The 11,251-nt window shown below is 65.4% G+C and carries 10 protein-coding genes; all 10 read right to left on the minus strand.

The window, feature by feature from the left end:
• Positions 1 to 88 precede the first annotated feature (88 nt).
• A complete protein-coding gene (locus WEB61_RS14430) occupies positions 89 to 3,028 on the minus strand; it encodes a putative bifunctional diguanylate cyclase/phosphodiesterase (protein ID WP_368065039.1) in 2,940 nt (979 codons plus the stop codon).
• 42 nt (positions 3,029 to 3,070) lie between these two features.
• Positions 3,071 to 3,658 carry a GNAT family N-acetyltransferase gene (locus tag WEB61_RS14435; RefSeq protein WP_368065040.1) on the minus strand — a complete coding sequence of 196 codons (588 nt, stop codon included), beginning with the start codon at positions 3,656 to 3,658 and terminating at the stop codon, positions 3,071 to 3,073.
• A 27-nt stretch (positions 3,659 to 3,685) separates the two neighbouring features.
• Entirely contained in the window at positions 3,686 to 4,960 is a 1,275-nt protein-coding gene (locus WEB61_RS14440; RefSeq protein ID WP_368065041.1) for a M16 family metallopeptidase, read from the minus strand.
• A gap of 19 nt (positions 4,961 to 4,979) precedes the next feature.
• The gene (thrC, locus tag WEB61_RS14445) at positions 4,980 to 6,383 is read right to left on the minus strand and encodes a threonine synthase (RefSeq protein WP_368065042.1); all 1,404 of its coding nucleotides are present in this window, start codon (positions 6,381 to 6,383) and stop codon (positions 4,980 to 4,982) included.
• Between the two features lie 115 nt (positions 6,384 to 6,498).
• Positions 6,499 to 7,269 (minus strand): SURF1 family protein, encoded by a 771-nt coding sequence (locus WEB61_RS14450; protein ID WP_368065043.1) that lies wholly within the window; start codon positions 7,267 to 7,269, stop codon positions 6,499 to 6,501.
• Positions 7,266 to 7,640 (minus strand): DUF983 domain-containing protein, encoded by a 375-nt coding sequence (locus WEB61_RS14455; RefSeq protein WP_368065044.1) that lies wholly within the window; start codon positions 7,638 to 7,640, stop codon positions 7,266 to 7,268. The genes WEB61_RS14450 and WEB61_RS14455 overlap by 4 nt, the downstream gene beginning before the upstream one ends.
• 78 nt (positions 7,641 to 7,718) lie before the next feature.
• The gene (locus tag WEB61_RS14460) at positions 7,719 to 8,552 is read right to left on the minus strand and encodes a cytochrome c oxidase subunit 3 (RefSeq protein ID WP_368065045.1); all 834 of its coding nucleotides are present in this window, start codon (positions 8,550 to 8,552) and stop codon (positions 7,719 to 7,721) included.
• 102 nt (positions 8,553 to 8,654) lie between these two features.
• Positions 8,655 to 8,837 carry a hypothetical protein gene (locus WEB61_RS14465; protein WP_368065046.1) on the minus strand — a complete coding sequence of 61 codons (183 nt, stop codon included), beginning with the start codon at positions 8,835 to 8,837 and terminating at the stop codon, positions 8,655 to 8,657.
• Positions 8,838 to 8,844: 7 nt separating this feature from the next.
• Entirely contained in the window at positions 8,845 to 9,801 is a 957-nt protein-coding gene (locus tag WEB61_RS14470) for a heme o synthase (RefSeq protein WP_368065047.1), read from the minus strand.
• 89 nt (positions 9,802 to 9,890) lie between these two features.
• The coding region (locus WEB61_RS14475) for a cytochrome c oxidase subunit 1 (RefSeq protein ID WP_368065048.1) at positions 9,891 to 11,251 on the minus strand (1,361 nt) is incomplete at its 5' end.

Here is an 11,251-nt window from a genome sequence, read left to right on the forward strand (position 1 = left end):
TTTCTTCTCTGCGCCTCTGCGTGATACCTTCTTTTCTTTTTTCTTCTTCGCGTCTTCGCGCCTTCGCGTGCACATCTCCTGAAAGGCGTTAACGCCGCCAGTGATGGGCGATGAAATCGAGCGCTTCGGCGGCGCGCATGGGCTGGCCGAAATAATAGCCCTGCCCGTAGTCACAGCCCATATCGGCGAGATCGCGCGCCTGGGTTTCGCTTTCGGTTCCTTCGGCCACCACCTCCATGCCGAGATCATGCGCCAATGTCACCATCGAGCGGATGATCAGCGGCGTTTCGCGGTCGGACGACATGCCGGCCACGAATGAGCGGTCGACCTTCAGCGTGTCGAAGGGAAAGCGCTGCAGGTAGCTCAGGCTCGAATAGCCGGTGCCGAAATCGTCGAGCGACAGGCCGGCGCCGAGCGCCTTGAGGCGCGTCAGCATGGTGGCGGCGAATTCGGGGTTCTCCATCACCAGCGATTCCGTCACTTCGAGCTTCAGCGTGCCGCGCTCGATGTCGATCCTGTTCAGCACGCGCTTCACGTCGTCGATCAGATCGTGCCGCAGCAATTGACGGCTCGAGACGTTGACGCTGGCGAAAAGCGGACGCTCCATCGGAAAGAGCTTCTGCCAGGTCGCCAGTTCCTCGCTGGCGGCGCGCAGCGCGAAGCGGCCGATTTCGGTGATGACGCCGAGTTCTTCCGCCAGCGGCACGAAAGTGTCGGGCGCCAGCAGGCCGTCCTTCGGGTGGTTCCAGCGGATCAGCGCCTCGAAGCCGCGGACGCTGCCATCGACGAGCGACATGATCGGCTGATAGTAGAGTTCCATTTCCTTGCGCTCGAGCGCGTGGCGCAGACCGGTTTCGAGGGTCAGGTGATCGTCGGTTTCGGCGCGCATCGCCGGCTCGAAGAGTTCGATCCGCGCCTTGCCGGCGCGCTTGGCGCGGTACATCGCGATCTCGACCTCGGTGAAAAGATCCTCGGGATTTTCGTGCGCGTCCTCGCAGATGGCGACGCCGATCGACGCGGTCGGATAGACCTCGTGCTCCGCCACCTCGATCGGCTGATGCAGAAACTCGCTCGCCTGTTCGGCAAAGGCATGGGCGTCGTCGCGCCGGGTGCGCGAGGTCAGCAGAACGGCGAAGGCATCGCCGTCGATGCGCGCGACCGTGTCGTCCTGCGTGACGAGCGATTCCAGCCGCCGCGCAATCGCGATCAGGAGCGCATCGCCGCCCGAATGGCCGAGGCTGTCATTGACGGTCTTGAAGCGGTCGAGATCGATCAACAGGATCGCCGCGCGGGGACGGTCGATCAGGTCCGGGCGGCGGATGGCGCGTTCGAGGCGGTCCATGAAGAGGGCGCGGTTGGGCAGGCCCGTCAGGCTGTCATGGACGCTGTCGTGCAGGAGCCGCTCCTCGGCGGTCTTGCGCGCGGTGATGTCGCGCACCGTGCCGATGCAGCGCGCCGTGCCGGTGTCGGCGGCGGCGACGCAACTGGCGCTGAGCGCCACCCAGCGGAAAACGCCGTCGGAATGGCGCATCCGGAATTCGAGCGTGAAGGCGACATTGCCGCGATGGAAATAGGCGTTGAGCGCGGTGCGATAGGTTTCGCGGTCGGCCGGGTGCATGTGTTCGCGCCAGAGCAGCTCGTTGCCGTCGAGCGTGCCGGCGTCGAGCCCCAGCATCGCCTCGACCGAGGGCGAGACATAGAGCCGGTCGTTGGTCGCGTCCCAGTCCCAGACGCCCATGCGCGCGCCCGAAAGCGCAAAGGCGTTGCGCTGCTCGCTGCGGAGCGTGCCGAGATCGGCGCGGCGGCGGCCGCCCTGGGCGTGATAGGCGGCGGCGAAGGCAAAAAGCGTCAGGGCGGCGGTCATCAGCCCGCCGGCGAAGGTCGTGCCGACAAAGACACCCGCCATCCAGCCCGCGGCATGAAGCGCGGCGACGAGGCCGGCAAAACCGAAGAGCACCGCGCCCGGAATGAGAAGCTGGGCCGGGCGGACGCCGCGCAGCGCCGCCATCACGATGAGCGGCACGCCGGCGATCACCGCGACCGCCAAAAGCCCGCGCACATAAAAGGCGCCGAGCGGCACGCTCAGGAGCGCCAGCGGAATGCCGGCCAGGGCGGCAAAGGACATCAGGCGCGCGATGCGCGAGGGCCAATGCGCGAGGCGCTCGAGATCGAGAAAGAAACGTTCGAGCGCGAAGACGGCGGCGGCGAAAAGCGCCAGCGCCGATGTGCGCAGCGTCATGTCCCAGCGGGAGCCGAGATCGAGAAGCGCGGCGGCATAGCCGAACTCGGTCAGCAGAACCAGAAAGCCCGTGGCAAGAAGGGCCGCCGTCGCGCGGGCGGCGGCGATGCGCGTCAGGATCGCCAGCGCCGAAAGATAGACCGCGAAAGCCGCAACCACGGCGAGCATGCCGCCCTCGACCAGCGCCAGCCGGCGCATGAAGGCGTCCCATGCATCGGCATGCCAGAGATAAAGGCCGGATGGCGGGTCTTCGGCGTGAAGCGCGACGGTGAGGCTCGATTGGGCATCGGCCGAGACCGTGAAGACCGAAAAGCCGCGCCGCCCGCCGGCGGGGACCGGCAGCGGATCGGCGCCGCCCGCCGTAACCGCCCTGTCGACCGGGCCGCGCGGCAGCGGCCAGAAGAGATTGGCAAGGCCCGCGCCGCGTTCGTCGGCAACGAGAAGCCGCGTCACCTCCGCCTCGGCGCGATTGCGGAGCGCAACGGCGAGCCATGTGCCGGCCGCGCCATCGCCATCGGAGAGGATGACGGTGCCGTCCACCATCGTGCCTTCGTCGATTTCGGCCGCTTCTTCCTCGGCCTCGTCGGCGATATCCGCCGCGCCGCTTACCGGCGGCTCGATGGTGAGCCGCCGCCCCGCGGCCTCGTAGCGCTCGGCATGCGGCGTCAGATCGACGACCGGCGCCCTGTCGTCGAAGGCCACGGCATCGAGCGCTCGCGCCGTGCCGGGCAAGGCGATCGCGAGCGCCAAAGCGGCGCCTGCGAGCGCACCGCACAGGCGCGCGTTCATTGAGGCCCCTCGCCGCATCAGGCTCACTCTCCCCTCACAAAATCACCGGCGCGGATCGTCGCGCAAAATGGCAAACACGACGTGATCGCGCCACATGCCGTTGATGCGGAGATAGCCCCGCGCATGGCCTTCCTCGGTGAAGCCGCATTTGCGCAGCACCGCACGGGACCGTTCGTTCTCGGGCAGGCAGGCGGCCTGCAGCCTGTGCAACTTCAATTCCTCGAACACGTAGGGAATCAGCGCCCTCACCGCAGCCGTGACATAGCCCTGGCCTGCATATTTTTCACCTGCCCAGTAGCCAAGCGCACAGGATTGCTGAACCCCGCGCTGGACGCCCGACAGCGTGCATCCGCCGACAAGCGCCCCATCCTGCTCGCGAAAGATGAAGAAGGGGTAGGCAAGACCCTCCCGGATTTCGCGCATGTACCGGCGCAGGCGGCGGCGCCAGGCGGCCCTTGTCAGGTCGTCCTGCGCCCATGTCGGCTCCCATGGCGTCAGGAAGTCGCGGCTGTCCGCCCGCAAGGCCGCCCAGTCGGCATAGTCGCCCGCTGCCGGGGTGCGCAGGTAAACGCCGTCTCCGAGGACAAGCGGCGCGGTTTCCGGCTTCGTGATCGAACGAAGAAATGCCATAGCCGGACGCGCCTCCCGCTCGCGACCTCAACTGGCAAATCTTGCCGCGATCCGATCGAAGGATTCAAGTCCGCCGTCCTTGCCGGAAAGCGGTCCGATGGCCGACAGCGCCATGTGCCGGCCGCCCAGAAGCCTGTCCGCATAGCGGCGGACGGCGGCGGCATCGACCGCCTCGACATGTTCGATCAGTTCGGCGATGGGCAATACGCGGCCGTGAACCGTGAACTGGCGGGCGATCTGCTCGGCGCGCGAAGACGAACTCTCGAGACCCATCATCAAGCCCGCCTTGATCTGCGCACGGGCGCGGGCGACCTCGTCCTCGCTCGCATCCTCACCGAGCCGCGCGATTTCGCCCGACAGGACCGGCACCAGTTCGGCCACGTCGTCGGGCGAGGTGCCGGCATAGACGCCGAACACGCCGGTATCGGCAAAGGACCAGGCAAAGGAGAAGATCGAATAGCAGAGGCCGCGCTTCTCGCGCACTTCCTGGAAAAGACGCGAGGACATGCCGCCGCCCAGCACGCCCGCAAAGACCTGCGCGGTGTAGTAATCGGGATCGGAATAGGTCGGCCCCTCGAAAGCAAGCGCCAGATGCGCCTGTTCAAGGTCGCGCTCGATGCGGCGCTCGCCGCCGGAAAAGCGCGCCGGTTCCGCGCCGTTGGTCACGCGGCTCGGCAGCGCACCGAAGCGGTCGCGCGCCAGCGCCACCAGCGCCCCGTGGTCGACGCCGCCGGCGCCGGCCAGCACCATGCCCGGCGCCAGATAGCGCTCGCTCATATAGCCCTGCAGCGCATCGCGGCCGAAGCCCGAGACCGTGTCGACCGTGCCGAGGATCGAACGGCCGAGCGGCTGGTCCGGATAGGCCGCTTCCAGCAGATGGTCGAAAACCATGTCGTCGGGCGTGTCGTGCGCCTGGCCGATCTCGGAAATGATGACGCCGCGCTCACGCTCGACTTCCTGCGGGTCGAAAACCGAATGCTGCAGGATGTCGGCCAGAATATCGACCGCAAGCGGCAGATCCTGCTTCAATACGCGGGCGTAATACGCCGTCGCCTCATGGGTCGTGTGGGCGTTGAGATAGCCGCCGACCGTCTCGATTTCCTCGGCGATGGCCAGCGCCGAGCGGCGCTCCGTTCCCTTGAAGGCCATATGCTCCAGCATGTGGGAAACGCCATGTTCGCGCTTGGCCTCGTGGCGCGCGCCGGTGTTGACCCAGACGCCGATCGAGGTCGTTTCCAGATGGGGCATGCTGTCGGTAACGACGGTCAGGCCGTTATCCAGCTTGGTCACTTCAACGGACATGGGCGGACTCCTTCAACGGTTACGCAGCAACAGAGCGGGCGCGCTCGCGGATAAACGCTTCGACCGCATTGAGGTCGTTGGGGAGCGCCGTCAGGCGCTCTTCCCTTGTGAACAGATCGGCCATGGCCGGCGGCAGCGCCGGGCGAATGCCGGTTGCCTCCTCGACGGCATCGGGGAACTTGGCCGGATGCGCCGTCGCCAGCGTCACCATCGGCACATCCACATCGCCCCGCAGTTTTGCCGCGACGGCAAGACCGACCGCCGTGTGGGGATCGACCAGCTCGCCGCTCGTCTTCAGCGTGGCGGCGATCGTCGCCCTCGTCTCCTTTTCGTCGGCGCGCGCGGCGCCGAACATGGCGCGGATCGCGTCGAGCCGTACGGCGTCGATGTCGAAGCCGCCCGATTGCGCGAGGCTCTGCATCAGCCGCGTCACCGCCGCGCCGTCGCGTCCGTAAGCGTCGTGGAGCAGGCGCTCGAAATTGGACGAAACCTGAATGTCCATGCTGGGGCTGATCGTCGGCACGACCTCGCCCACTTCGTACCGGCCGCTTTCGAGGGCGCGCGCCAGGATGTCGTTGACGTTGGTGGCGACAATCAGCCGGGCGACGGGCAGACCCATGCGCGCTGCCGCATAGCCCGCGAAAATGTCGCCGAAATTGCCGGTCGGCACCGAAAAGGCGATGGGCCGCGCCGGCGCGCCCAGCGCCACGGCGCTGGTGAAATAATAGACGATCTGGGCCATGACGCGGCCCCAGTTGATCGAGTTGACGCCGGCCAGCGAAACCTCGTCGCGGAAGCGATGATCGTTGAACATCGCCTTGACCAGCGCCTGGCAATCGTCGAACGAGCCTTCGATGGCAATGTTGTGGACATTGGCGTCAAGCACCGTCGTCATCTGCCGACGCTGGACCTCGGAGACGCGGCCTTTCGGATGCAAGATGAAAATGTCGGTCGTGTCGCGGCCCCTGAAGGCTTCGATGGCCGCCGAGCCGGTGTCGCCCGAGGTCGCGCCGACCACCGTGAGGCGGCGGCCGCGCGCCACCAGCACATGATCGAACAGGCGGGCGAGAATCTGCATCGCCACATCCTTGAACGCCAATGTCGGCCCGTGGAAGAGTTCGAGCAGCCAGTCGCCGGGCGCAATTTGCGTCAGTGGCACAATCGCGCGGTGATGGAAGCCCGCATAGGCGTCGACAAGCATCCTTTGGAGCGCCGCATCATCGATCGACGGACCGATATAGGGACGCATGACGCGGAAGGCGACGTCCTCGTAAGGCAGGCCGGCCAGCGCCTTAATCTTGCGTTCGCTCAGTTGCGGCCATTCCGCCGGCACGTACAGACCACCATCGCGGGCCAGACCCGCGAGCAAAGCGTCTTCGAAATCAAGCTCCGGAGCGGCGCCCCGCGTGCTGACGTACTTCACCATAATCTCCTGGAGCGCCAGCGCGATAGAGGTTCGCGGGCCGGTCGAAGCTACCCTATCCGGCCCCGGCGCGAGAGGCAATTGCGCTGACGAGGGAGCGGCGAAATGGCTGAAATTAACCTTTCCGGCGCCCGATCCGGCCCAGAGACCTGTGATAAATCAAATAGATAGAGATCAGCACCAGGCCCAGGCCAAACCAGGTCAGTGCGTAGTCGAGATGATTGTTGGGCAGGTCGACGCGGGTTCGGCCGGCCTTCGGCCAGGGACCCGACATCGGGTCCGGCTCGGCCTCGACGATGAAGGGAGCGACGCGCGCGAGGTCGAGATGCTCGGCCATTGTGGCGGGATCGCGCACCATCCAGATGTTGCGTGCCGGATCGTCAGCACCGTCGAAAAGTCCACGCGGCTGCGGTGTGCGGAGGATGCCAACGAGACTCACCCCGGCATCAGTCCGCGTTGCTTCGCGTGTCGACGGGTCCTTCATTGCCACTGGGACAAAACCGCGATCGACCAGCACGATGGCGCCTGTCTCACCGGCGAGCACAAGCGGCACGATGACCGCGTAGCCGGGCGCGCCGGTCTTCTCGTCTTGCGTGAAATAGTGCAGTTCCTGCTCGTGCAGGAACCGTCCCCTGAGCGACACACGCGCATATTCGAGCGCGTCTGCGTCGAGCGCCGGCCAAGTTTCGGACGCGGGCAGCGCGACCGGGTCGGCTGCCATGCGTTCTGTCATCGTTGCTATCAGATCGCGCTTCCAGGCGAGTCGCTCGACCTGCCAGAAGCCGAGCCCCAGCAAGACCGGCAGCATGGCCGCCGTCAGCAGCGTCGGCCAGAGCATCGGCCGGAAGAAGCGTTCACCAGATGGCGTCTCGCGATCCCCCGTCATTCCCGTTGCCGTCCTTCGCTCGCCTTGTGACGGAACTGCTGGGCGATCAGCCAGCCCTTGAGCGGGCGCAACAGCGCCAGCGGCAGCAGGATCGTGAGCGGCAACCAGAGCGCGGCGTGGACCCAATAGGGCGGCGACCATGTGAACTCGACCCAGAGGACGAGGCCGACAATGACGAAGCCCGCGATCATCATGATGAAAACGGCAGGACCGTCGCCGGAATCGGCAAAGGAGAAATCAAGACCGCAATGGCTGCAAGCCGGCGCCACGGAGAGGAAGCCGGTATAGAGCCGGCCCTTGCCGCAACGCGGGCAACAGGCCCGCAACGCCACGGCCGCCGAAGACGGTATCCCGCCGATTTCCTCGCTCATGAAGCCCTCACCAAGAGATAAGGGCGGCCCGCGCTGTCGCGAGCCGCCCCCCAAATTTTTCGCGCAGGTCGGCCGTGGTCAGTGAGAGACCGCGCCCGCCGAAGCCCAGACATAGACCGCGCAGAAAAGGAACAGCCAGACCACGTCGACGAAATGCCAGTACCAGGCCGCCGCCTCGAAGCCAAAATGCTGTTGAGGCGTGAAATGCCCTTTCATCGCACGCAGCAGGCAGACGATCAGGAAGATCGTGCCGACGATCACGTGGAAACCGTGGAAACCGGTCGCCATGAAGAAGGTCGAACCGTAAATGCTGCCGGCGAAGGAGAAGGCCGCGTGCTGGTATTCGTAAGCCTGCACCGCCGTGAAGACCAGTCCGAGCAACACCGTCAGCGCGAGACCCTGCACGAGGCCCTTGCGGTCGTCGTGCAGCAAGGCGTGATGCGCCCAGGTGACGGTCGTGCCCGAGGTCAGCAGGATCAGCGTGTTGATGAGCGGCAGATGCCAGGGATCGAAGACCTCGACGCCCTGGGGCGGCCAGTGGCCGCCGGTGAATTCGACGCGCGCGGCCTGGATTTCCTCGCCGGCGAACAGGCTTGCATCGAAAAAGGCCCAGAACCAGGCGACGAAGAACATCACCTCCGAAGCGATGAAAAGCATCATGCCGTAGCGCAGGTGAAGCTGCACCACCGGCGTGTGGTCGCCCTTGTGGGCCTCGCGGATGACGTCGCGCCACCAAGCGAACATCGTGTAGAACACGATGGCAAAGCCGATCAGCATCGTCCATGCAGGCGCACCGTGCATCCAGGTGACGGCGCCGATGGCCAGCACAAAGGCCCCGATGGCACCGACGATCGGCCAGGGGCTCGGATCCACAAGATGGTAGTCGTGATGTTTGGCGTGGGCGTCAGCCATGTCCCCGTCTCTCCAATTCGCGGGCGGCGCGTGTGCCGTCCGATCAGTCTATCCCAATTCACCGGCGCGGCCAGAGCGCACGCCCGACGCCGAAGCGAGCCGTCAGAGCGGACGGTTCGCCACATTGCCTCCAAGTTTCACAATCGTCACAACGAAGAACAGCACAATCAGCGCGGCCAGCGTCCATGCAATCGCCATGTTGCGCTGGCGGCGGCGCTTCAGCTGCTCCTCGGTCCAGACCGGCGTCGCGATCTCGTGGCGCTTGCTTTCATCTTCTTCGTTCACACCGGCCTCACAGCGCCAGGATCGGCTGCAGGGGGGCGAGGCCGAGCGTCTTCTCGGCCAGAAGCAGCGAGAAGACGAGAAAAAGATAAAGGATCGAGTAGGCAAAGAGACGTTTTGCGGCCTTGTCCTGCGCGCCGGCCGGGCTCCGCCAGAGGCTGAATGCCAACCACAGGAAGCAGGCACCGAGCGCGGCGGCCGCCCCGGCATAGAGCATGCCGGCAAATCCCAGCGCGGCGGGCAGCAGCGTCACCGGCACCAACAGCGCCGAATAAAGCAGAATCTGGCGCCGCGTCGCCGCCGCGCCGGCGACGACCGGAAGCATCGGCACGCCGACCTTTTCGTAATCGCCGCTGCGGTAGAGCGCCAGCGCCCAGAAATGCGGCGGCGTCCACATGAAGATGATCAGAAAAAGAACCACCGGCTCGATCGACAGCGAGCCCGTTACCGCAGCCCAGCCGATCATCGGCGGAAAGGCGCCGGCGGCGCCGCCGATGACGATGTTCTGCGGCGTACGGCGCTTCAGCCACATCGTGTAGACGACGAGATAGAAGAAGATGGTGAAGGCGAGCAGCGCGGCCGCCACCCAGTTTACCAGCACGCCCATCGTCATGACCGAGAAGACCGACAGGATCGAGCCGAAGGCCGCCGCCTCGCCCGGCGTCACGCGCCCGGCCGGAATGGGACGGTTTGCGGTGCGCGCCATCCTCGCGTCGATGTCGGCGTCGTACCACATGTTGAGCGCGCCCGAGGCGCCGGCTCCGACCGCGATGCAGAGCAGAGCCGTGAAGGCCAGGACCGGGTGGATAGCGCCCGGCGCGACCGCAAGGCCGACAAGGGCGGTGAAGATCACCAACGACATGACGCGCGGCTTCAGCAGCTCGAAAAAATCGCGCGCCGAGCCCATGCCGCCATCCGTCAGGGCATGCGCGTCGAAGCTTTCCGTGCTGATCGCTCTATCCGACATGGATCGTCAATGCCTTCATTGTCCCGATACGGCCGGGCGTCCGTCCCGAAAGGGACGCTCCGGCCGGGCGGACCCGGCCGGAGCGATTGTCACTTGATCCGCGGCAGATCCGCGAACTGATGGAACGGCGGCGGCGAGGAAAGCGTCCATTCGAGCGTCGTCGCGCCTTCGCCCCACGGGCTGTTGGACGCCTTCTCCTTGCGGATGAAAGCCTGCGCCACGCCGTAGAGGAAGATCAGGACGCCAAAGGCCGAAATATAGGAACCGATCGACGAGATGTAGTTCCAGTAGGCGAAAGCGTCCGGATAGTCGGCGTAGCGGCGCGGCATGCCCTGCAGACCGAGGAAATGCTGCGGGAAGAAGACCATGTTGACGCCGACAAACGTGACCCAGAAATGCAGCTTGCCCACGAACTCGGAATACATGTAGCCGCTGATCTTCGGGAACCAGTAGTACCAGCCCGCAAAGATCGCGAACACCGCACCGAGCGACAGCACGTAATGGAAATGGGCCACCACGTAGTAAGTATCGTGGAGCGCGCGGTCGACACCGGCATTGGCCAGCACCACGCCGGTCACGCCGCCGATGGTGAAGAGGAAGATGAAGCCGACCGCCCAGAGCATCGGCGTCTTGAAGTCGATCGATCCGCCCCACATCGTCGCGATCCACGAGAAAATCTTGATGCCCGTCGGCACTGCGATGACCATGGTTGCCGCCACGAAATAGGCCTGCGTATTGACCGACATGCCGACCGTATACATGTGATGCGCCCAGACGATGAAGCCGACGAAGCCGATGGCAACCATCGCATAGGCCATGCCGAGATATCCGAAGACGGGCTTCCGCGAGAAGGTCGAGATGATCTGGCTGACGATGCCGAAACCCGGCAGGATCAGGATGTAGACTTCCGGATGGCCGAAGAACCAGAACAGGTGCTGGAACAGGATCGGATCGCCGCCGCCTTCGGGCGCGAAGAAGGTCGTGCCGAAATTGCGGTCGGTCAGCAGCATGGTGATCGCGCCCGCCAGCACCGGCAGCGAGAGCAGCAGCAGGAAGACCGTCACCAGGATCGACCAGACGAAGAGCGGCATCTTGTGCAGCGTCATGCCCGGCGCGCGCATGTTGAAGATCGTCGTGATGAAGTTGATCGCGCCGAGGATCGAGGAGGCGCCCGCGATGTGAATCGCGAGGATCGCGAAGTCCATCGCCGGTCCGGGCGCACCGGAGGTCGAGAGCGGCGGATAGATCGTCCAGCCACCCGAAGCACCGGTGCCGCCGGGCGCGCCCGGCACGAACATCGAAATGACCAGGAGGCCCAATGCCGGCGGGAGAAGCCAGAACGAGATGTTGTTCATGCGCGGAAAGGCCATGTCCGGCGCGCCGATCATCAGCGGGACGAACCAGTTGCCGAAACCGCCGATCATCGCCGGCATGACCATGAAGAAGATCA

It is taken from the genome of Parvibaculum sp. (assembly GCF_040882025.1).
Taxonomy (GTDB): domain Bacteria; phylum Pseudomonadota; class Alphaproteobacteria; order Parvibaculales; family Parvibaculaceae; genus Parvibaculum.

Coding starts and splice junctions, on each gene's coding strand:
- WEB61_RS14470 (WP_368065047.1), bottom strand. CDS start 9,801: ATGTCGGATAGAGCGATCAGCACGGAAAGCTTCGACGCGCATGCCCTG.
- WEB61_RS14460 (WP_368065045.1), bottom strand. CDS start 8,552: ATGGCTGACGCCCACGCCAAACATCACGACTACCATCTTGTGGATCCG.
- WEB61_RS14450 (WP_368065043.1), bottom strand. CDS start 7,269: ATGACGGGGGATCGCGAGACGCCATCTGGTGAACGCTTCTTCCGGCCG.
- WEB61_RS14440 (WP_368065041.1), bottom strand. CDS start 4,960: ATGTCCGTTGAAGTGACCAAGCTGGATAACGGCCTGACCGTCGTTACC.
- WEB61_RS14435 (WP_368065040.1), bottom strand. CDS start 3,658: ATGGCATTTCTTCGTTCGATCACGAAGCCGGAAACCGCGCCGCTTGTC.
- WEB61_RS14455 (WP_368065044.1), bottom strand. CDS start 7,640: ATGAGCGAGGAAATCGGCGGGATACCGTCTTCGGCGGCCGTGGCGTTG.
- WEB61_RS14430 (WP_368065039.1), bottom strand. CDS start 3,028: ATGAACGCGCGCCTGTGCGGTGCGCTCGCAGGCGCCGCTTTGGCGCTC.